Below are 20,672 nucleotides of genomic sequence, written 5' to 3'. Positions count from 1 at the left end.
CTATTGCTGCTTTCTCTGCGGTCATGCCGGCCGTCAGCATCGGTTGGTTTTATGGCGTCCAAGCCCCTCTCGCCCGACAAACAGAAGCTCGCCGCGGAAGAGGCGGCCGAGCTCGACGACAAGCTCGCCGCCGCCGCGAAGCCGGAACTCGAAGACGAGGAGGGCGAGGACGAGCTGGAGCTCGATGACGACGATGAGGACGAGGACCTCGTCGTCTTTACCGCGCGCGAGGCCGCCGGCGCGCTCGCCACCATCGTCGGGTTCATCAGGCCCTATCTGACCAACTACAAGCGGATGTTGTCATTCGTCGCGTTCGGCGTCTGCGTCGAGACGCTGTTCAACGTCATCATGCCGCTCAGCCTGAAGTACCTGATCGACGACGCGCTCGGCGAGGAGGACTTCCAGGCCCTCTACAAAATCCTCGGCGTGCTCGCGGCCGCCGGCATCTTCACCTCGATTGTCGCTGTCTGGTACGAGCGCTGGGACGCGCGGCTCGCTGCCTGCATCATTTCCGACGTGCGCAAACGCCTGTTCGAGCATGTCCAGGATCTGCCGGCGGCCTATTTCGGCCGCACCAAGCGCGGCGAGATCCTGTCGCGCTTTTCCGTCGATCTCTCGGCCTTCGAAGGCTCGGTCAAGAGCTTTGCCAACAGCGCAGCACTGCCGTTCCTGGAACTGATCGCCGGCATCATCCTGATGGTGTTCCTGAACTGGCAGCTTGCGGTGGTCGCGCTGCTGGTGTTTCCGATCACGCTGATCGGCCCGCGCATCCTCACCCCGAAGGCGGTGCAGGCCAATTACGAACAGAAGCTCAACGAGAGCGCGCTGCTCGGCATGGTGCAGGAGAACGTGGCGGCCCAGGCGGTGATCAAGGCGTTCAGCCTGCAGCGCAAGATGTTCGGCTTCTTCACCTTCCGCAACGACGAGACGCGCAACAAGATCGCCTCGGCCGCATTCCTGTCGACCATGGTGGAGCGGACGGTCACCATCTCGGTGCTGCTGCTGCACCTGGTCGTGCTCGCGATCGGTGCATATCTGGCGACCAAGGGCCAGATCACCATCGGCACCTTCGTCACCTTCGAGAGCGCGTTCTGGGAGGTTTCCTACAACATCGCCCATGTGATGCATTTCATTCCGGTGTCGATCTCCTCGGCCGCTGCGATCCGGCACATCCAGGAGCTGCTCGACGAGCCGACGCGCGATGCCGATCGCCCCGGCGCGCCCGACCTGCCGCGCATCACCAACGACATCACCTTCGACCACGTGACGTTCCAATACGAAGGTAGCCAGACGCCGGTGCTGGACAATCTCAGTCTCAAGCTCAAGGCCGGCAAGCGCATCGCCATCGTCGGTCCCTCGGGCTCCGGCAAGAGCACGCTGCTCAATCTGATCCTGCGGCTCTACGTGCCGGACGAAGGCCGCGTCACCATCGACGGCGTTGACGTCCGCAAGGTGACGCTGGATTCGCTGCGCCGGAGCATGGCGGTGGTGTTCCAGGAGAACATGCTGTTCAACATGTCGATCCGCGAGAACATCCGGCTCGGCAAGGAGGGCGCGACCGACGAAGAGGTGGAGGAGGCGGCCAAGAAGGCCGAGATCCACCGCTACATCATGGGCCTGCCGCAGCGATATGACACGCCGGTCGGCGAGCGTGGCGAAACGCTCTCAGGCGGCCAGCGCCAGCGCATCGCGATCGCGCGCGCGATCATCCGTAACCCATCCGTGCTGCTGCTGGACGAAGCCACCTCGGCGCTCGACCAGACCACGGAAGCCGCGATCAACCGCACGCTGCTGAAGGTCGCCAAGGGCCGCACCATGATCTGGTCGACCCACCGCCTGGCCTCCGTGGTCGAGATGGACGAGATCATCGTGATTTCAGGTGGCAAGGCGATCGAGCGCGGCTCCCATGCCGAGCTGCTCGCCAGGAACGGCACCTATCGCAAGCTGTGGAACGATCAGATTCACCAGCCCCATGGCGCGGCGGCTCACGCCGACGACGACAGCGACGATGATGACGAGGATGAAGACCTCGAGGGTGATGAGGACGACGAGGAGGAATGACTGGGGGCGTTCGGCTCCGGGGGGAGCGCCGTGTCCGATCCATATCTCGTCGCCCAAGCATGCGCGGCCCAGCACCGACTCAGTGATTCCCTGGCGCAAGGGTTCGGCCGACGCCAAGCCGCGGACTTTTTCGATATTTGGCTTGGACGCATCGGCCCGTCGCGGGTCGACCAGTGCTGCCGAAATCCCCGCGAGACCGGGCATCGCGGCACGCCAGGGAAGCTGGAAAGCCGCCGCCAGCCGGCTGATTTGTGCATTGGCAGGAAAAAGGCCTCAGTTTTGATAATAAAACTACATTTCGCCCGGGTATAATTTCGTTCGGATCTGACAAACCAAGCGCTTCGTCCCCATCTCAGGCAGGCGCGGGGAGGCGGCCAAGAGGCTATTTTTGCAGGCTCCTGAAGCGCTTTGTGACTGTCGTTTCACCTTGACTTGACCGATTCTCACTTATAGAAAGCGCCTCACTTAACGACAGGCGGTGAGCATCGCCAGCGTCGGAACGGGCCACCCGTTTGATCCCCAAGGACTAGATCCACAAGGGTCGTAAAGGCGGGCACCAACCTCGACGAATGCCGCTCAAACGCTGTCGATCATAGCTAGGCAATGCCAGTGCGATTTTAGTTCTCTTGAGCACGTTCTCATGAGATCGAACTCGGATGCATGACCTCAGTGCGCGGGCCGCGGCATTGTGCTGACCGGTCTAACTACTGCGGTCCTCTGTGGCGTCGAAGCGCTTTCCGCTCGTTGATGGAGCGGTTGGCGCAATTTCGCTTTGCGCGGATTGATCCGCGCAGGGCGGCCTCGTCGGGCAGGTAGCTCGAGCAGAATTTGCGGTCCCGGCAACGGGCTGCGGCAAGAAAGCGGATCCGGAAGGGTCTGCGCTAGAACAAAGGGTAAGGCCAGGATGCCGACGATCAACCAGCTGATCGCTCAACCGCGGGAAGTGCAGAAGTCGCGCAAGAAGGTGCCGGCGCTGCAGCAGTCGCCGCAGAAGCGTGGTGTTTGCACTCGCGTCTACACCACGACCCCGAAGAAGCCGAACTCGGCGCTTCGTAAGGTCGCCAAGGTGCGCTTGACCAACGGCTTCGAGGTGATCGGCTACATCCCCGGCGAGGGTCATAACCTCCAGGAGCACTCGGTGGTCATGATCCGCGGTGGCCGCGTCAAGGACTTGCCCGGCGTGCGCTACCACATCCTCCGCGGCGTTCTGGATACCCAGGGCGTCAAGAACCGTAAGCAGCGTCGTTCGAAGTACGGCGCGAAGCGTCCGAAGTAAGCGGGAACCAGCTCAATGTCTCGTCGCCACTCAGCGGAAAAGCGCGAAGTTCTTCCCGATCCGAAGTTCGGGAACATCATCGTCACGAAGTTCATGAACTCGGTGATGTACGCCGGCAAGAAGTCGGTCGCGGAAGGTATCGTCTACGGTGCGTTCGGCATCATCGAATCCAAGACCAAGCAGAACCCGCTCGGCGTGTTCGAGCAGGCGCTCGAGAACGTCATGCCGACGATCGAGGTTCGCTCCCGCCGCGTCGGCGGCGCGACCTACCAGGTGCCGGTCGAGGTTCGCTCGACCCGCCGTCAGGCGCTGGGCATCCGCTGGCTGATCTCGGCCGCGCGCGAGCGCAACGAGAAGACCATGACCGAGCGGCTCTCGGCTGAGCTGCTGGATGCGTCGAACAACCGTGGGAACGCCGTCAAGAAGCGTGAAGACGTGCACCGGATGGCGGAAGCCAACCGCGCCTTCTCGCACTATCGCTGGTAACGGCGAAACAAACGGACTCGCAAGGAACACCCCATGCCCCGCCAACATGCCATCGAGGACTACCGTAACTTCGGTATCATGGCGCATATCGACGCCGGCAAGACGACGACGACTGAGCGCATCCTCTACTACACCGGCAAGAGCCACAAGATCGGCGAAGTGCACGAAGGTGCCGCGACGATGGACTGGATGGAGCAGGAGCAGGAGCGTGGCATCACGATCACCTCGGCTGCGACCACCGCCTTCTGGGCCGGCAAGCGCCTGAACATCATCGACACTCCCGGCCACGTCGACTTCACCATCGAAGTCGAGCGTTCGCTGCGCGTGCTCGACGGCGCCGTCTGCGTGCTCGACTCGAACCAGGGCGTTGAGCCCCAGACCGAGACCGTCTGGCGCCAGGGTGACAAGTACAAGGTTCCGCGCATCGTCTTCGCCAACAAGATGGACAAGATCGGTGCGGACTTCTTCAAGTGCCTGTCCGACATCGTTGACCGTCTGGGCGCCAAGCCCGTCGCGATCCAGCTTCCGATCGGTGCCGAGAACAACTTCAAGGGTCTCGTCGACCTCGTGAAGATGAAGGGCGTCGTCTGGAACGATGAAGCGCTCGGCGCGAAGTTCGACTATGTCGACATTCCGGAAGACCTGGTCGACCAGGCCAAGGAATACCGCGAGAAGATGGTGGAAGCCGCCGTCGAGCTCGACGACGACGCCATGGCCGCCTATCTCGACGGCAAGGAGCCGGACGAGGCGACCCTCAAGCGCCTGATCCGCAAGGCAGTGCTGACCGGTGCGTTCTATCCCGTGCTGTGCGGTTCGGCCTTCAAGAACAAGGGCGTGCAGCCGCTGCTCGACGCCGTCGTCGACTACCTGCCGTCGCCGCTCGACGTGCCCGCGATCAAGGGCACCGACGACAAGGGCAACGAAGTCGTGCGCAAGGCGGACGACAAAGAGCCCCTGGCGCTGCTCGCGTTCAAGATCATGGACGACCCGTTCGTCGGCACCATCACCTTCTGCCGCATTTACTCCGGCGTTCTGCAGAGCGGCACCGGCGTCGTGAACTCGACCCGCGAAAAGAAGGAGCGGATCGGGCGCATGCTGCTGATGCATGCGAACAACCGCGAAGACATCAAGGAAGCCTATGCCGGCGACATCGTCGCGCTGGCCGGCCTGAAGGAAGCGCGCACCGGTGACACGTTGTGCGATCCCGACAAGCAGGTGATCCTGGAGAAGATGGAATTCCCCGAGCCGGTCATCGAGATCGCGATCGAGCCGAAGTCCAAGGCCGACCAGGAGAAGTTGGGCGTGGCGCTGGCCAAGCTCGCCGCGGAGGATCCGTCCTTCCGCGTGTCGACCGACCACGAGTCCGGCCAGACCATCCTCAAGGGCATGGGCGAACTCCATCTCGACATCAAGGTCGACATCCTCAAGCGCACCTACAAAGTCGACGCCAACATCGGTGCGCCGCAGGTGGCCTTCCGTGAGCGCGTCACCAAGCGGGTCGAGCACAGCTACACCCACAAGAAGCAGACCGGCGGTACCGGCCAGTTCGCGGCCGTGTCGTTCATCGTCGAGCCGAACGAGCCCGGCAAGGGCTACGAGTTCGAATCGAAGATCGTCGGCGGCGCGGTGCCGAAGGAATATATCCCCGGCGTCGAGAAGGGCCTGGAGAGCGTGCTGTCGTCCGGCGTGGTCGCGGGCTTCCCTGTGGTCGACGTCAAGGTGCAGCTCGTCGACGGCAAGTATCACGACGTCGACTCGTCGGCGCTCGCCTTCGAAATCGCCTCGCGCGCCTGCTTCCGCGAAGCGCTGCAGATGGGCAAGTCCGTCCTGCTCGAGCCGATCATGAAGGTCGAAGTGGTGACCCCGGAAGACTACACCGGCTCGGTCATCGGCGACCTGAACTCCCGGCGCGGTCAGATCCAGGGGCAGGACATGCGCGGCAACGCCAACGTCATCAACGCGATGGTGCCGCTCATGAACATGTTCGGTTACGTGAACAATCTGCGCTCGATGAGCCAGGGTCGCGCGACCTTCACCATGCAGTTCGATCACTACGCAGAAGCGCCGGCCAACGTGTCGGCAGAAGTCCAGAAGAAGTTTGCCTGATTGTCGTCGGTCTCAAGCTGACGATTGAACGGAGAGTCAAATGGCCAAAGCAAAGTTTGAACGTACCAAGCCGCACTGCAACATCGGCACCATCGGTCACGTGGACCATGGCAAGACGTCGCTGACCGCGGCGATCACCAAGATCCTCGCCGAGACCGGCGGCGCGACGTTCACCGCGTACGATCAGATCGACAAGGCGCCGGAAGAGAAGGCTCGCGGCATCACCATCTCGACCGCCCACGTCGAGTACGAGACCACGAACCGCCACTACGCCCACGTCGACTGCCCCGGCCACGCCGACTACGTCAAGAACATGATCACCGGCGCCGCGCAGATGGACGGTGCGATCCTGGTCGTGTCGGCCGCTGACGGCCCGATGCCGCAGACCCGCGAGCACATCCTGCTCGCCCGCCAGGTCGGCGTGCCCGCGCTGGTCGTGTTCCTCAACAAGTGCGACATGGTCGACGATCCGGAGCTGCTCGAGCTCGTCGAGCTCGAAGTCCGCGAGCTGCTCTCGAAGTACGAATTCCCTGGCGACAAGATCCCGATCATCAAGGGTTCGGCGCTCGCCGCTCTCGAAGATTCGGACAAGAAGCTCGGCCACGATGCCATCCTCGAGCTGATGCGCAACGTCGACGAGTACATCCCGCAGCCGGAGCGTCCGATCGACCAGCCGTTCCTGATGCCGGTTGAAGACGTGTTCTCGATCTCGGGCCGCGGCACCGTCGTGACCGGCCGTGTCGAGCGCGGCGTCGTCAAGGTCGGCGAGGAAATCGAGATCGTCGGTCTGCGTGCGACCCAGAAGACCACCGTCACCGGCGTCGAAATGTTCCGCAAGCTGCTCGATCAGGGCCAGGCCGGCGACAACATCGGCGCGCTGCTCCGCGGTACCAAGCGTGAGGACGTCGAGCGCGGCCAGGTTCTGGCCAAGCCCGGTTCTGTCAAGCCGCACACCAAGTTCAAGGCTGAGGCCTACATCCTCACCAAGGAAGAGGGCGGTCGCCACACCCCGTTCTTCACCAACTACCGTCCGCAGTTCTACTTCCGCACCACCGACGTGACCGGTGTCGTGCACCTGCCGGAAGGCACCGAGATGGTGATGCCGGGCGACAACATCGCGATGGAAGTGCATCTGATCGTGCCGATCGCGATGGAAGAGAAGCTCCGGTTCGCGATCCGCGAAGGCGGCCGCACCGTCGGCGCCGGCGTCGTCGCCTCGATCATCGAGTAATTACGAGAATAGGGACGGCGAGTAGCGAATGGTGACATTCGCTACTCGCTACTCGCCACCCACTAAAGAAAGCACGGCAATGAACGGCCAAAACATTCGTATCCGTCTCAAGGCGTTCGACCATCGTATCCTCGATACGTCGACCCGTGAGATCGTGAACACGGCGAAGCGCACCGGCGCGCAGGTCCGCGGACCCATTCCGCTGCCCACCCGCATCGAGAAGTTCACCGTCAACCGTTCGCCCCACGTCGACAAGAAGAGCCGCGAACAGTTCGAGATGCGCACTCACAAGCGCCTGCTCGACATCGTCGATCCGACCCCGCAGACCGTCGATGCTTTGATGAAGCTCGATCTGGCTGCCGGTGTCGACGTCGAGATCAAGCTCTGAGCAAGACCCCGAAAAGTGGGCAACGGTTTTCGGACCGGGTCTTGCTCACAACGAAGATTAGCTAGTCCGCAAGGACAGAAAGAACAGGAAGCAAGCCGATGCGCTCCGGAGTGATCGCACAAAAGGTCGGGATGACGCGGGTCTTCACGGAGGCCGGCGAACATATCCCCGTGACCGTGCTGAAGCTCGGCAATTGCCAGGTCGTAGGCCACCGCACCGAAGAGAAGAACGGTTACGTCGCGCTCCAGCTCGGTTCTGGCAGCCGCAAGACCGTTTACATGCCCAAGGCCGAGCGCGGCCAGTTCGCCGTCGCCAAGGTCGAGCCGAAGCGCCGGGTCGAGGAATTCCGCGTCACCGCGGATGCCATGATCCCGGTCGGCGCCGAGATCCAGGCCGATCACTTCGTCGTCGGCCAGTTCGTCGACGTCACCGGCACCTCGGTCGGTAAGGGCTTTGCCGGCGGTATGAAGCGCTGGAACTTCGGCGGTCTGCGCGCCACGCACGGTGTGTCGATCTCGCACCGCTCGATCGGTTCGACCGGTGGCCGTCAGGACCCCGGCAAGACCTGGAAGAACAAGAAGATGCCCGGCCACATGGGTGTCGATCGCATCACCACGCTCAATCTTCGTGTCGTCCAGACCGATGTCGAGCGCGGCCTGATCCTCGTCGAAGGCGCCGTTCCCGGCTCCAAGGGCGGCTGGATCCGCGTGCGCGACGCCGTCAAGAAGCCGCTGCCGAAGGAAGCTCCGAAGCCCGGCAAGTTCAAGGTTGCTGGCGACGCGGAATCCGCTCCGGCTGCGCAGGAGGCGTGAGATGGAATTGAAGGTCACCACCCTCGAAGGTAAGGAAGCCGGCTCGGTCCAGCTGTCCGACGCCATTTTCGGCCTCGAGCCGCGCGAGGACATCATCGCGCGCTGCGTGCAGTGGCAGCTCAACAAGCGCCAGGCCGGCACGCACAAGGCCAAGGGTCGCGCCGAGATCTGGCGCACCGGCAAGAAGATGTACAAGCAGAAGGGCACCGGCGGTGCTCGTCACGGCTCGGCCCGCGTGCCGCAGTTCCGCGGCGGTGGCCGTGCCTTCGGTCCGGTGGTGCGCTCGCACGCCACCGACCTGCCGAAGAAGGTCCGCGCGCTGGCGCTGAAGCATGCGCTCTCGGCCAAGGCCAAGGACGGCGATCTCGTCGTGATCGAGAAGGCCGCGCTGGAAACCGCCAAGACCAAGGCGCTGCTCGGTCACTTCTCGGACCTGGGGCTCACCAACGCGCTGATCATCGATGGCGCGGAGCTCAACAACGGCTTTGCCGCGGCGGCCCGCAACATCCCGAACATGGACGTGCTGCCGATCCAGGGCATCAACGTCTATGACATCCTGCGCCGTCAGAAGCTCGTTCTGACCAAGGCCGCCATCGATGCGCTGGAGGCGCGCTTCAAATGACGAAGAACATCGAGCCTCGCCACTACGACGTGATCCTGTCGCCGGTCGTGACCGAAAAGGCGACGATCGCTTCGGAGCACAACAAGGTGCTGTTCAAGGTGGCCGCGAAGGCAACCAAGCCGCAGATCAAGGAAGCGATCGAGAAGCTGTTCGACGTCAAGGTCAAGAGCGTCAACACACTGGTCCGCAAGGGCAAGGTCAAGGCCTTCCGCGGTAATCTCGGTTCGCAGTCGAACACCAAGCGCGCGATCGTGACCCTCGAAGAGGGCCACCGGATCGACGTCACCACCGGTCTGTAAGGTCGTACGACGATGGCACTGAAGACATTCAATCCCACGACGCCGGGCCAGCGCCAGCTGGTCATGGTCGATCGTTCGGCCCTGTACAAGGGCAAGCCGCTGAAGGCGCTCACCGAGGGCAAGAAGTCCTCGGGCGGTCGCAACAACACCGGCCGCATCACCGTGCGCTTCCGCGGCGGCGGTCACAAGCAGACGCTGCGCACCGTCGACTTCAAGCGCGAGAAGGTCGACGTCCCCGCGACCGTCGAGCGGCTGGAGTATGATCCCAACCGCACCGGCTTCATCGCCCTGATCAAGTATCAGGACGGCGAGCAGGCCTACATCCTGGCGCCGCAGCGCCTGGCCGTGGGTGACACCATCATCGCCGGCAACTATGTCGACGTGAAGCCGGGCAACGTCATGCCGCTCGGCAACATGCCGGTCGGCACGATCATCCACAACATCGAGGTCAAGATCGGGAAGGGCGGCCAGCTCGCCCGTTCCGCGGGCACCTACGCCCAGCTCGTCGGTCGTGACCAGGACTACGTCATCATCCGCCTGAACTCGGGCGAGCAGCGTCTGGTCCACGGCCGGTGCCGCGGCACGATCGGCGCCGTGTCGAACCCGGATCACATGAACACCTCGATCGGCAAGGCCGGCCGCAAGCGTTGGATGGGCCGTCGCCCGCACAACCGCGGTGTCGCGATGAACCCGATCGACCATCCGCACGGCGGTGGTGAAGGTCGTACCTCGGGCGGTCGCCACCCGGTCACCCCGTGGGGCAAGCCGACCAAGGGCAAGAAGACCCGCACCAACAAGTCGACCAACAAATTCATTCTCCTAAGCCGCCACAAGCGGAAGAAGTAAGGAACGCCGGACATGGTTCGTTCAGTCTGGAAAGGCCCGTTCGTCGAGGGTTCTCTGCTCAAGAAGGCAGATGCCGCGCGCGCGTCCGGCCGTCACGACGTCATCAAGATCTGGAGCCGTCGCTCGACGATCCTGCCGCAGTTCGTCGGCCTGACCTTCGGCGTCTACAACGGTCAGAAGCACGTGCCGGTGGCCGTCAACGAGGAAATGGTCGGTCACAAGTTCGGCGAGTTCTCGCCGACCCGGACCTTCCATGGCCATTCCGGCGACAAGAAAGCCAAGAAGGCTTGAGGATTAAACGATGAGCAAACCTAAGCGCGAACGGAGCCTCGCCGACAACGAGGCCAAGGCGGTCGCCCGGATGCTGCGGGTGAGCCCGCAGAAGCTCAATCTGGTCGCCCAGCTCATTCGCGGCCGGAAGGCGTCTGCCGCGCTCGCCGACCTGCAGTTTTCGCGCAAGCGGATCGCGGTCGACGTGAAGAAGTGCCTGGAATCGGCTATCGCCAATGCCGAGAACAACCACGATCTCGACGTCGATGATCTCGTCGTGGCGCAGGCCTTCGTCGGCAACGGCCTCGTGATGAAGCGCTTCGCCGCCCGCGGCCGTGGCCGCTCGGGCCGTGTCTACAAACCATTTTCGCAGCTGACGATCATCGTTCGTCAGGTCGAAGCCGAAGCAGCCGCTTAAGGGCGCAGGAGAACACGATGGGTCAAAAGATCAATCCGATCGGTCTGCGTCTCGGCATCAACCGGACCTGGGATTCCCGCTGGTTCGCCGGCAAGCAGGAATACGGCAAGCTGCTGCACGAGGACGTCAAGATCCGCGAGATCCTGCACAAGGAGCTCAAGCAGGCCGCCGTCGCCCGCATCGTGATCGAACGTCCGCACAAGAAGTGCCGCGTCACCATCCACTCGGCCCGTCCGGGCGTGGTGATCGGCAAGAAGGGCGCCGACATCGACAAGCTGCGCAAGAAGGTCGCGGACATCACCTCGTCCGACGTCGTCATCAACATCGTCGAGATCCGCAAGCCTGAGCTCGATGCGACGCTGGTGGCCGAGTCGATCGCGCAGCAGCTCGAGCGCCGCGTGGCGTTCCGCCGTGCCATGAAGCGCGCCGTGCAGTCGGCGATGCGTCTCGGCGCGGAAGGCATCCGCATCAACTGCTCGGGACGCCTGGGCGGCGCGGAAATCGCGCGCATGGAGTGGTACCGCGAAGGTCGCGTGCCGCTGCACACGCTGCGCGCCGACATCGACTACGGCGTTGCGACCGCGTTCACGACCTTCGGCACCTGCGGCGTCAAGGTCTGGATCTTCAAGGGTGAGATCCTCGAGCACGATCCGATGGCCCAGGACAAGAGAATGGCCGAGGGCGAGACGGGCGGCAGTGGTGATCGTGGTGGCCGTCAGCGCCGCGATACGGCTGCAGCCTGATCTGCACCAAGAATTTGAGGGCTTAAAGCCATGATGCAACCTAAGAAAACGAAGTTCCGGAAGGCGCATAAGGGCCGCATCCACGGCGTTGCGTCTTCGGGCGCGACGTTGGCGTTCGGCCAGTTCGGCCTGAAGGCGACCGAACCCGAGCGCGTCACCGCGCGCCAGATCGAAGCCGCCCGCCGCGCGCTGACCCGCCACATGAAGCGCGCCGGCCGCGTCTGGATCCGCGTGTTCCCCGACGTTCCGGTGTCGAAGAAGCCGGCCGAAGTCCGCATGGGCTCCGGCAAGGGCTCGCCGGAACTGTGGGTCGCGCGCGTCAAGCCGGGCCGGGTGCTGTTCGAGATCGACGGCGTCAACACCCAGACCGCGCGTGAGGCGTTGACCCTGGCGGCCGCCAAGCTGCCGATCAAGACGCGCTTCGTCGAGCGCATTGCGGAGTAATGGCCATGGCCCAGATGAAGATCGAAGACATCCGCGCGATGAGCCCCGACCAGCAGGATGACGCCATCCTGAACCTGAAGAAGGAGCGCTTCAATCTGCGCTTCCAGCGCGCCACCGGGCAGCTCGAGAACACCTCGCGCCTGCGCGAGGCCCGCCGTGACATCGCCCGGATCAAGACCGTCGCCGCGCAGACGCGCGCCAAGAAGAAGTAAGAGGCTTACGAAGATGCCGAAACGTACTTTGCAGGGCGTGGTCGTCAGCGACAAGCAAGCCAAGACCATCGTGGTGCGCGTCGATCGCCGTTTCACGCACCCGATCTACAAGAAGACGATCCGCCGTTCGAAGAATTATCACGCGCACGACGAGAGCAACCAGTTCAAGCCGGGCGACGTGGTGTGGATCGAGGAATCGAAGCCGATTTCGAAGTTGAAGCGCTGGGTCGTGATCCGGGGCGAGCACAAGAAAAGCGCCTGATCTGTTGGCTTTAGCCGACTGATTTCAGGGAAATGTTGAGCGCCGGCTGGGCTGGCGCAAAGAGAAAGAGGACGAGGTGCATCAATGATTCAGATGCAGACCAACCTCGACGTGGCCGACAATTCTGGCGCACGCCGTGTCATGTGTATCAAGGTGCTGGGAGGCTCCAAGCGCCGCTACGCGACGATCGGCGACATCATCGTCGTCTCGATCAAGGAAGCTATCCCGCGTGGCAAGGTGAAGAAGGGCGACGTGATGAAGGCCGTCGTGGTGCGCGTCCGCAAGGACATCCGCCGCGCCGACGGTTCGGTCATCCGCTTCGACCGCAACGCCGCCGTCCTGATCAACAACCAGGCCGAGCCGGTCGGCACCCGTATCTTCGGGCCCGTGCCGCGCGAACTGCGCGCCAAGAACCACATGAAGATCATTTCGCTCGCGCCGGAGGTGCTGTGATGGCTGCGAAGATCCGCAAGGGCGACAAGGTCGTCGTGCTAACCGGTCGCGATAAGGGCCGCACCGGCGAGGTGTTCGAGGTGCGCCCCGACGCCGGCACCGCGCTCGTGCGCGGCATCAACATGGTGAAGCGTCACCAGAAGCAGACGCAGGCCCAGGAGGGCGGCATCATCTCGAAAGAGGCGCCGATCCAACTGTCCAACATCGCGTATGTCGGCAAGGACGGAAAGCCGACCCGCATCGGATTCAAGATTCTGGCGGACGGCAAGAAGGTCCGCATCGCCAAGAGCTCGGGAGCTGAGATCGATGGCTGAGGCCGCTTACACGCCGCGCCTGCGCGCGGAATATGATGCGAAGATCCGCACGGCTCTGACCGAGAAGTTCGGTTACGAGAACGTCATGCAGGTTCCGCGTCTGGACAAGGTCGTGCTGAACATGGGCGTTGGCGATTCCGTCAACGACCGCAAGAAGGCCGAGACCGCCGCTGCCGAATTGACCCAGATCGCCGGCCAGAAGGCGATCGTGACCTATTCGCGCATCGCGATCGCGACCTTCAAGCTGCGTGAGAACCAGCCGATCGGCTGCAAGGTCACGCTGCGCAAGGCCCGCATGTACGAGTTCATCGATCGCCTGGTGAATGTCGCGCTGCCGCGCGTCCGCGACTTCCGCGGCCTGAACCCGAAGAGCTTCGACGGTCGTGGCAACTATTCGCTCGGTATCAAGGAGCACATCATTTTCCCCGAGATCGACTTCGACAAGGTCGCGGAAGCCCGCGGTATGGACATCACCGTCTGCACCACGGCCAAGACCGACGAAGAGGCGAGGGCCTTGTTGACCGCTTTCAATTTCCCGTTCCGGCAGTGAGACGCTGACCTAGAGCCTCTCAAACGCGGATACCCAGGAGCCAAGCATGGCAAAGAAGAGTTCAGTCGAGAAGAACAACCGGCGCAAGCGGATGGTGAAGAACGCCGCCGCCAAGCGCGAGCGGTTGAAGGCGATCATCGCCGACAAGAAGCTGCCGATGGAAGAGCGCTTCGCTGCGACGTTGAAGCTGGCGGAAATGCCGCGCAACTCGTCGGCGACCCGCATCCGCATGCGTTGCGAGCTGTCGGGCCGCCCGCGCTCGAATTATCGCAAGAACAAGCTGTCCCGTATCGCGCTGCGCGACCTTGGCTCCAGGGGCATGGTCCCGGGCCTCGTGAAGTCGAGCTGGTAAGGAGGGTCGTTTAGATGTCTACGCACGATCCAATCAGCGATCTGATCACCCGCATCCGCAACGCGCAGATGCGCTCCAAGACCAAGGTCTCCACGCCCGGCTCGAAGATGCGCGAGAACGTGCTCGAGGTCCTGAAGTCCGAGGGCTACATCCGCGGTTACGCCACGCTCGAGCATCCCTCGGGCCGCAGCGAGATCGAGATCGAGCTGAAGTATTTCGACGGCGAGCCCGTCATCCGCGAGATCGAACGTGTTTCCAAGCCCGGGCGTCGCGTTTACGCCTCGGTGAAGGCTCTGCCGCGGGTCAACAACGGGCTCGGCATTTCGGTGTTGTCGACGCCGAAGGGGATCATGGCCGACCACAGCGCGCGCGACGCGAATGTGGGCGGTGAAGTCCTCTTCACGGTGTTCTGAGAAGGATTTTTCATCCATGTCACGTGTTGGCAAAAAGCCTGTGGCGGTTCCGTCGGGTGTTACCGCGACCGTCGACGGCCAGACCGTCAAGATGAAGGGGCCAAAGGGCCAGCTTCAGTTCGTCGTCCATGACGACGTCGAGGTGAAGCTCGAGAGCGGCCAGATCAAGGTCAAGCCGCGGGCAGAGACCAACCGCGCGCGGGCCCTGTACGGCACCGCTCGCGCCCAGGTCGCTAATCTGGTCGAAGGTGTCACCAAGGGCTTCGAGAAGAAGCTCGAGATCACCGGCGTCGGTTACCGCGCTGCGATGCAGGGCAAGAACCTCCAGCTGGCGCTCGGCTACAGCCATGACGTGATCTATCCGATCCCGGAAGGCATCACGATCGCCGTGCCGAAGCCCACCGAAATCACCGTGTCAGGCAGCGACATCCAGCGCGTCGGCCAGGTTGCGGCCGAGATCCGCGCCTATCGCCCGCCGGAGCCCTATAAGGGCAAGGGTGTGAAGTATGTTGGCGAATTCATCTTCCGCAAGGAAGGCAAGAAGAAGTAACGGAGCCGGTCATGTCGAAAGCCAAGGTTACGAATGCCCGGCGCAAGCGGAGTGTGCGGCTGAAGCTGCGCCGCTCCGGTGGCGGCCGTCCGCGCCTATCGGTGTTCCGCTCGTCCAAGCACATCTACGCCCAGGTCATCGACGACCTCAAGGGCGAGACGCTAGCCTCTGCCTCGTCGCTCGAGAAGTCGATGCGCGACGGCGGCAAGACCGGCGCCGACATCGATGCGGCGAAGGCGGTCGGCAAGCTGCTCGCCGAGCGCGCGGTGGAGAAGGGCGTCAAGGAAGTCGTGTTCGATCGCGGCGGCTATCTCTATCACGGGCGCGTCAAGGCTCTTGCCGACGCGGCGCGTGAGAGCGGGCTGAGCTTCTAACAGAATTTGAGGATTGAGGCGTAAGCCTCTGAAGGATTGGAAAAACCATGGCAGCTGAACGCGAACAACGTGGTGGACGCGATCAACGCGGCGGCGGACGTGAACGCAGGGAGCGCGAGGAGCGCGACAGCGAGTTCGTCGACAAGCTCGTCCACATCAACCGCGTGGCCAAGGTCGTCAAGGGTGGCAAGCGCTTCGGTTTCGCAGCGCTGGTCGTGATCGGCGATCAGAAGGGCCGCGCCGGCTTCGGTCACGGCAAGGCGCGCGAAGTGCCTGAGGCGATCCGCAAGGCGACCGAATCCGCCAAGCGCAACTTGACCCGCGTGTCGCTGCGCGAGGGCCGCACGCTCCATCACGACATCGCCGGCCGTCATGGCGCGGGCCGTGTCTACCTGCGTGCCGCCCCGGCCGGTACCGGCATCATCGCCGGCGGCCCGATGCGCGCCGTGTTCGAGACGCTCGGCGTCCAGGACGTGGTGGCGAAGTCGATCGGCTCGTCGAACCCGTACAACATGGTTCGCGCGACCTTCGACGCGCTGAAGCATCAGGATTCGCCGCGCTCGGTCGCTGCCCGCCGCAACATCAAGGTGTCCACCCTCCAGTCCCGTCGTATCGGCGGTGACGCCGAGGCGGCTGCCGACTAACGGAAGCTTTTCGGAGTAGACTCCCATGGCCAAGGCCGCAAAGACGATCAAGCTCGAGCAGACTGGCAGCGCGATCCGCCGCCATCACTCGCAGCGCTCGACGCTGATCGGGCTCAAGCTCAACAAGATCGGCCGCACCAGCGAACTGCCGGATACCCCCGCGGTCCGCGGCATGATCGAGAAGGTTCACCATCTCGTCCGCATCGTCGACGAGAAGTAAGAAGCGGCGCAGGATCCCGAAAAGCGGGCACCCGGTTTCGGTGAAGATCGTGCGCAAGACACAAGGAGAAGGGCGATGAAGCTCAGCGATATCGCCGACAACGCCGGCTCGCGCAAGAAGCGTATGCGCGTCGGCCGCGGCATCGGTTCGGGCAAGGGCAAGCAGTCCGGCCGCGGCGGCAAGGGCCAGACCGCGCGTTCGGGCGTGCGCATCAAGGGTTTCGAAGGCGGCCAGATGCCGATGCATCGCCGTCTGCCCAAGCGCGGCTTCAACAACATCTTCCGCGTCGAGTTCGCCGAGATCAATCTCGACCGGCTCCAGGAAGCGGTCGATGCCAAGAAGATCGACGCCGGCAGCGTCGTGAACGTCGAGGCCCTGGTGAAGGGCGGCGTGCTGCGCCGCGCCAAGGCCGGTCTGCGGCTGCTCGGCCGCGGCGAGCTCAAGTCCAAGCTCAACATTGAAGTGCACGGCGCCTCCAAGACCGCGATCGCGGCGGTCGAGAAGGCCGGCGGTTCGGTGAAGATCCTCGCCCCTGCCAAGGAAGAAGGCGAGGCGGCGTAACAACTGCGTCATCGGCCCGCGCCTCGCGGGCCTTTACGCATGCGGGACGATGGACTTATCGAAGCCGAGCCCCAGATAATGTCCGGCGTCCGCTAAAGTAGCCCGGCCGCGGGCATGACGGCGCAACAGGCGGCGGGAGAAAGTCCAAGATGGTCTCTGCAGCGGAACAACTGGCAGCCAATCTCAATTTCGGCGCGTTTGCCAAGGCCGACGAACTGAAGAAGCGCATCTGGTTCACCCTGGGTGCGCTACTCGTTTATCGGCTCGGCACCTACATCCCGCTGCCCGGCATCGATCCCAACATCTGGGAACAGGTGTTCCGGTCCCAGGCGGGCGGCATCCTCGGCATGTTCAACATGTTCGCCGGCGGCGGCATCCACCGCATGGCGATCTTCGCGCTGAACATCATGCCGTACATCTCGGCTTCGATCATCATCCAGCTCCTGACCACCGTCTCGCCGCAGCTCGAGGCGCTGAAGAAGGAAGGCGAGGCTGGCCGCAAGACGCTGAACCAGTACACGCGTTATCTCACCGTCATCCTGGCCGCGTTTCAGTCCTACGGTATCGCGGTGGGCCTCGAGGGCGCCGGCAACGTCGTCAGTGATCCCGGCATGTTCTTCCGCCTGTCGACGGCGATCACGCTGACCGGCGGCACCATGTTCCTGATGTGGCTGGGCGAGCAGATCACCTCGCGCGGCATCGGCAACGGCATCTCGCTGATCATTCTCGCCGGCATCGTCGCCGAGCTGCCCGCCGCGCTCGCCAACATGCTCGAACTCGGCCGTCAGGGTGCGATGTCGACCGGTCTGATCCTGGTCGTCATCATCATGGCAGTCGCCGTGATTGCCTTCATCGTGTTCATGGAGCGCGCGCAGCGCCGCCTGCTGATCCAGTATCCGAAGCGCCAGGTCGGCAACAAGATGTTCGAGGGCCAGTCCTCGCATCTGCCGCTCAAGCTCAACACCTCGGGCGTGATCCCGCCGATCTTCGCATCCTCGCTGCTGCTGCTGCCGACAACCGTTGCGAACTTCAACGCCGGCAGCGGGCCGGAATGGTTCCAGTGGATCACCACCCAGCTCGGCCACGGCCGTCCGCTGTTCCTGATCATGTATCTGGCGCTGATCGTGTTCTTCGCGTTCTTCTACACCGCGATCGTGTTCAACCCGACCGAGACCGCGGACAATCTGAAGAAGCATGGCGGCTTCATTCCGGGCATTCGCCCCGGCGAGCGCACCGCCGAATACATCGACTACGTGCTGTCGCGTATCACCGTGTTAGGTGCGATTTATCTGGCGATCGTCTGCTTGATCCCGGAGATCCTGATCTCCTACGCCTCGGTGCCGTTCTACTTCGGCGGCACCTCGCTGCTGATCGTCGTCAGCGTCACCATGGACACGGTGGCGCAGGTGCAGGGCTATCTGCTGGCGCATCAGTACGAAGGCCTGATCCGCAAGTCGAAACTGCGCGGCCGCCGCCGCTAAGCGCGGCGTCCCCTGAAGGCGGCGCGATTGCGCCGCCGATTCGCCGTGCCAGCAACGCGCGGCGCCTGCACGGCACCAGCCAGCCATCGGCCGCATCGGCAGAGCTGCTCTCACTGCAGCTCAATCACAGATTTCAAAGCCCTTCTTGGCGTCTGCCCATCCGCTCCCCTATGATATGGGTGGCGGTGCAGCGCCGATTATGGTTTGCACTGTCCTTGATATCTTCAAACACAGGTGCGCGACGTATCGCTCACCAATCCGGGGGGCGTACGCCGATGAGAATTATACTTCTGGGACCGCCGGGGTCGGGCAAGGGGACTCAGGCGCAGCTCTTGGTGCAGCGCTATGGCATCGTCCAGCTCTCGACCGGCGAGATGCTGCGCGCGGCCGTAGCAGCCGGAACGCCGGTCGGGCTGAAGGCCAAGGAGATCATGGCCAGCGGCGGCCTCGTGCCCGACGAGATCGTGGTCGGAATCATCTCCGACCGAATCGACCAAGCGGATGCCAAGAACGGTTTCATCCTCGACGGTTTCCCGCGCACAGTGCCGCAGGCTGAGGCGCTGGACGAACTGCTCAAGCACAAGCATCTCAAGCTTGATGCGGTGATCGAGCTGCGTGTCAATGAAAGCGCGCTCTTGAACCGCGTCGAGACCCGCGTCGCCCAGATGCGTGAGCGCGGCGAGGAGGTCCGGGTCGACGACACCCCGGAGGTCCTGACGAAGCGCCTCGCCAGCTACCGCAGCCAGACGGAACCGCTGATTCACTACTATTCCGAGCGGCGGAAGCTCTCGACCATCGACGGCATGATGGCCATCGACGAGGTCACCCGTGCCATCCACCGCCTGCTCCTGGCGCTTGGGGCGGTCGAGCCCAAGACCCATGCCAGAAGTGCGGCCAAGACGGCCCCGGCCAAGAAGGCCAAGGCGGGGAAGAAGGCGGCCGTAAAACCGGCGAAAACGACCAAAAAGGCCGCCAAATCCCCTAAAAAGTCCGCCAAGAAGGCCGTGAAGGGCACAGGGAAGGCAACCAAGAAGACGGCAAAGAAGGCAGCCAAAAAGACCGCCAAGAAGGCTCTCAAAAAGGGTGTCAAAAAGGCCGCAAAAAAGGTCACGAAAAAGCGAGCCAAACGCTAGCAGCGGTTGACGAAAGCCCCTGGAATCCCTTAATAAGCCCGCATCCAAGTCGGATAGTTTCAGACGATGCCGGGCCCCAGGAAGACCGGGGGGGTGGGCGTCGTGTTCGCGTTTGTGAACACCTGCCCGAGAAAGCAAGCACTTAAAGCCCGATCCTGACGAGGATCGGCGACAGGAGAGAAGGCCGTGGCCCGTATTGCCGGCGTGAACATTCCCACCAACAAGCGCGTGCTGATCGCGCTCCAGTACATCCATGGCATCGGCCCGAAGATCGCCGGTGACATCATGGAGAAGGTGAAGATCCCCGAAGATCGTCGCGTCAATCAGCTCAGCGACGCCGAAGTGCTCCAGATCCGCGAAGTGATCGACCGCGACTATCTCGTCGAGGGCGATCTGCGTCGTGAGGTCGGTATCAACATCAAGCGTCTGATGGACCTCGGCTGCTATCGCGGCCTGCGTCATCGTCGCGGTCTGCCGGTGCGCGGTCAGCGCACCCACACCAACGCGCGCACGCGCAAGGGCCCGGCCAAGGCCATCGCCGGCAAGAAGAAGTAAGTTTTCGAACTCAGTCGCGGCGTGCGGCGAACAGGGGATGACCCGTTCGCCGCGCGCCTTTCGTTCCACAGGTGTAGCCGCTGGCATTACGGCGGCGTTTGAGATCTCCAGGAAAGGTACTCAATGGGCAAGGAAGCCACCCGCGTTCGTCGTCGTGAGCGCAAGAACATCGCCTCCGGCGTCGCGCACGTGAACTCGTCGTTCAACAACACGACCATCACCATCACCGACGCGCAGGGCAACACCATTGCCTGGTCCTCCGCCGGCACGATGGGCTTCAAGGGCTCGCGCAAGTCGACCCCGTACGCCGCGCAGGTTGCCGCGGAAGACGTCTCGAAGAAGGCGCAAGAGCACGGCATGCGCACGCTGGAAGTCGAAGTCGCCGGCCCCGGCTCGGGCCGTGAGTCGGCGCTCCGCGCACTCCAGGCCGCGGGCTTCACCGTCACCTCGATCCGCGACGTGACCACGATCCCGCACAACGGTTGCCGTCCCCGCAAGCGTCGGCGCGTTTGATACGAGGTTGCGGGCGCATCGGCGCCCGCGACGACTTTTCTAAGAAGCCGCGGGAATGCTCTGCGGCCTTTCTCCAACGCCAG

At 63.3% G+C, this 20,672-nt stretch carries 30 protein-coding genes; all 30 read left to right on the top strand.

The features are described 5' to 3' along the window. The first annotated feature begins 51 nt into the window (after window positions 1-51). The 30 genes from LRP30_RS24400 (at window position 52) to rpsK (ending at window position 20,589) form a co-directional block, all read left to right on the top strand. Window positions 52-2,061, top strand: a complete 2,010-nt coding sequence (locus LRP30_RS24400) for an ABC transporter ATP-binding protein (protein ID WP_249756539.1) — start codon at window positions 52-54, stop codon at window positions 2,059-2,061. A 904-nt stretch (window positions 2,062-2,965) separates the two neighbouring features. Then, entirely contained in the window at window positions 2,966-3,337 is a 372-nt protein-coding gene (gene rpsL, locus LRP30_RS24395) for a 30S ribosomal protein S12 (RefSeq protein ID WP_007603006.1), read from the top strand. Between the two features lie 15 nt (window positions 3,338-3,352). Next, the gene (gene rpsG / locus LRP30_RS24390) at window positions 3,353-3,823 is read left to right on the top strand and encodes a 30S ribosomal protein S7 (RefSeq protein WP_008136420.1); all 471 of its coding nucleotides are present in this window, start codon (window positions 3,353-3,355) and stop codon (window positions 3,821-3,823) included. 33 nt (window positions 3,824-3,856) lie between these two features. Beyond that, window positions 3,857-5,929 (top strand): elongation factor G, encoded by a 2,073-nt coding sequence (gene fusA, locus LRP30_RS24385; protein ID WP_128933132.1) that lies wholly within the window; start codon window positions 3,857-3,859, stop codon window positions 5,927-5,929. 40 nt (window positions 5,930-5,969) lie between these two features. Further along, window positions 5,970-7,160 carry an elongation factor Tu gene (gene tuf, locus LRP30_RS24380; protein ID WP_027574053.1) on the top strand — a complete coding sequence of 397 codons (1,191 nt, stop codon included), beginning with the start codon at window positions 5,970-5,972 and terminating at the stop codon, window positions 7,158-7,160. 79 nt (window positions 7,161-7,239) lie between these two features. Beyond that, on the top strand, window positions 7,240-7,548 hold the full coding sequence (gene rpsJ, locus LRP30_RS24375) for a 30S ribosomal protein S10 (protein ID WP_002712302.1): 309 nt from the start codon (window positions 7,240-7,242) through the stop codon (window positions 7,546-7,548). Window positions 7,549-7,646: 98 nt separating this feature from the next. Then, a complete protein-coding gene (rplC, locus tag LRP30_RS24370) occupies window positions 7,647-8,360 on the top strand; it encodes a 50S ribosomal protein L3 (RefSeq protein WP_249756538.1) in 714 nt (237 codons plus the stop codon). A 1-nt stretch (window position 8,361) separates the two neighbouring features. Then, a complete protein-coding gene (rplD, locus tag LRP30_RS24365) occupies window positions 8,362-8,982 on the top strand; it encodes a 50S ribosomal protein L4 (protein ID WP_249756537.1) in 621 nt (206 codons plus the stop codon). Beyond that, window positions 8,979-9,281 (top strand): 50S ribosomal protein L23, encoded by a 303-nt coding sequence (locus LRP30_RS24360; protein WP_018647244.1) that lies wholly within the window; start codon window positions 8,979-8,981, stop codon window positions 9,279-9,281. Before rplD ends, LRP30_RS24360 begins: the two co-directional genes overlap by 4 nt. A 12-nt stretch (window positions 9,282-9,293) precedes the next feature. Then, window positions 9,294-10,127 (top strand): 50S ribosomal protein L2, encoded by an 834-nt coding sequence (gene rplB / locus LRP30_RS24355; protein ID WP_060736369.1) that lies wholly within the window; start codon window positions 9,294-9,296, stop codon window positions 10,125-10,127. A gap of 12 nt (window positions 10,128-10,139) precedes the next feature. After that, window positions 10,140-10,418 (top strand): 30S ribosomal protein S19, encoded by a 279-nt coding sequence (gene rpsS / locus LRP30_RS24350; protein WP_008136357.1) that lies wholly within the window; start codon window positions 10,140-10,142, stop codon window positions 10,416-10,418. A gap of 10 nt (window positions 10,419-10,428) precedes the next feature. After that, a complete protein-coding gene (gene rplV / locus LRP30_RS24345; RefSeq protein WP_008549264.1) occupies window positions 10,429-10,815 on the top strand; it encodes a 50S ribosomal protein L22 in 387 nt (128 codons plus the stop codon). Window positions 10,816-10,832: 17 nt separating this feature from the next. After that, window positions 10,833-11,558, top strand: coding sequence for a 30S ribosomal protein S3 (gene rpsC / locus LRP30_RS24340; RefSeq protein WP_014494500.1), 726 nt, complete (start codon window positions 10,833-10,835; stop codon window positions 11,556-11,558). Between the two features lie 30 nt (window positions 11,559-11,588). Further along, on the top strand, window positions 11,589-12,002 hold the full coding sequence (gene rplP, locus LRP30_RS24335; RefSeq protein WP_008136349.1) for a 50S ribosomal protein L16: 414 nt from the start codon (window positions 11,589-11,591) through the stop codon (window positions 12,000-12,002). Window positions 12,003-12,007: 5 nt separating this feature from the next. Beyond that, window positions 12,008-12,214: a 50S ribosomal protein L29 gene (gene rpmC / locus LRP30_RS24330; RefSeq protein WP_011088144.1), complete on the top strand. Its 207-nt coding sequence runs from the start codon at window positions 12,008-12,010 to the stop codon at window positions 12,212-12,214. A gap of 13 nt (window positions 12,215-12,227) precedes the next feature. Next, entirely contained in the window at window positions 12,228-12,476 is a 249-nt protein-coding gene (gene rpsQ, locus LRP30_RS24325) for a 30S ribosomal protein S17 (protein WP_008549247.1), read from the top strand. Between the two features lie 84 nt (window positions 12,477-12,560). Beyond that, the gene (rplN, locus tag LRP30_RS24320; protein WP_008549246.1) at window positions 12,561-12,929 is read left to right on the top strand and encodes a 50S ribosomal protein L14; all 369 of its coding nucleotides are present in this window, start codon (window positions 12,561-12,563) and stop codon (window positions 12,927-12,929) included. Beyond that, window positions 12,929-13,243 (top strand): 50S ribosomal protein L24, encoded by a 315-nt coding sequence (gene rplX, locus LRP30_RS24315; RefSeq protein ID WP_024342453.1) that lies wholly within the window; start codon window positions 12,929-12,931, stop codon window positions 13,241-13,243. The genes rplN and rplX overlap by 1 nt, the downstream gene beginning before the upstream one ends. After that, complete coding sequence (gene rplE / locus LRP30_RS24310; RefSeq protein WP_036017455.1) at window positions 13,236-13,793, top strand: 50S ribosomal protein L5; 558 nt, start codon at window positions 13,236-13,238, stop codon at window positions 13,791-13,793. Before rplX ends, rplE begins: the two co-directional genes overlap by 8 nt. A 46-nt stretch (window positions 13,794-13,839) precedes the next feature. Next, complete coding sequence (rpsN, locus tag LRP30_RS24305; protein WP_091894744.1) at window positions 13,840-14,145, top strand: 30S ribosomal protein S14; 306 nt, start codon at window positions 13,840-13,842, stop codon at window positions 14,143-14,145. A gap of 14 nt (window positions 14,146-14,159) precedes the next feature. Next, window positions 14,160-14,558: a 30S ribosomal protein S8 gene (gene rpsH, locus LRP30_RS24300; RefSeq protein WP_008549240.1), complete on the top strand. Its 399-nt coding sequence runs from the start codon at window positions 14,160-14,162 to the stop codon at window positions 14,556-14,558. 16 nt (window positions 14,559-14,574) lie between these two features. Beyond that, window positions 14,575-15,108, top strand: a complete 534-nt coding sequence (rplF, locus tag LRP30_RS24295) for a 50S ribosomal protein L6 (RefSeq protein WP_128933135.1) — start codon at window positions 14,575-14,577, stop codon at window positions 15,106-15,108. An 11-nt stretch (window positions 15,109-15,119) separates the two neighbouring features. Beyond that, a complete protein-coding gene (rplR, locus tag LRP30_RS24290) occupies window positions 15,120-15,482 on the top strand; it encodes a 50S ribosomal protein L18 (RefSeq protein WP_080137236.1) in 363 nt (120 codons plus the stop codon). 47 nt (window positions 15,483-15,529) lie between these two features. Further along, window positions 15,530-16,126, top strand: a complete 597-nt coding sequence (rpsE, locus tag LRP30_RS24285; RefSeq protein WP_014494507.1) for a 30S ribosomal protein S5 — start codon at window positions 15,530-15,532, stop codon at window positions 16,124-16,126. Window positions 16,127-16,151: 25 nt separating this feature from the next. Next, window positions 16,152-16,346 carry a 50S ribosomal protein L30 gene (gene rpmD / locus LRP30_RS24280; protein ID WP_011088137.1) on the top strand — a complete coding sequence of 65 codons (195 nt, stop codon included), beginning with the start codon at window positions 16,152-16,154 and terminating at the stop codon, window positions 16,344-16,346. Between the two features lie 75 nt (window positions 16,347-16,421). Then, entirely contained in the window at window positions 16,422-16,907 is a 486-nt protein-coding gene (gene rplO, locus LRP30_RS24275) for a 50S ribosomal protein L15 (protein WP_008549236.1), read from the top strand. Window positions 16,908-17,056: 149 nt separating this feature from the next. Further along, a complete protein-coding gene (gene secY, locus LRP30_RS24270; RefSeq protein WP_091894740.1) occupies window positions 17,057-18,388 on the top strand; it encodes a preprotein translocase subunit SecY in 1,332 nt (443 codons plus the stop codon). A 275-nt stretch (window positions 18,389-18,663) separates the two neighbouring features. After that, on the top strand, window positions 18,664-19,521 hold the full coding sequence (locus LRP30_RS24265) for an adenylate kinase (protein WP_249756536.1): 858 nt from the start codon (window positions 18,664-18,666) through the stop codon (window positions 19,519-19,521). A gap of 186 nt (window positions 19,522-19,707) precedes the next feature. After that, window positions 19,708-20,076: a 30S ribosomal protein S13 gene (gene rpsM / locus LRP30_RS24260; RefSeq protein WP_027574068.1), complete on the top strand. Its 369-nt coding sequence runs from the start codon at window positions 19,708-19,710 to the stop codon at window positions 20,074-20,076. Between the two features lie 123 nt (window positions 20,077-20,199). Then, window positions 20,200-20,589, top strand: coding sequence for a 30S ribosomal protein S11 (gene rpsK, locus LRP30_RS24255; protein ID WP_007603045.1), 390 nt, complete (start codon window positions 20,200-20,202; stop codon window positions 20,587-20,589). The last annotated feature ends 83 nt before the right edge of the window (window positions 20,590-20,672 follow it).

It is taken from the genome of Bradyrhizobium sp. C-145 (genome assembly GCF_023375135.1).
GTDB lineage: Bacteria > Pseudomonadota > Alphaproteobacteria > Rhizobiales > Xanthobacteraceae > Bradyrhizobium > Bradyrhizobium zhanjiangense.
Note: the sequence above shows the minus strand (reverse complement) of the source record. Positions and strands in the feature narration are given on the sequence as shown.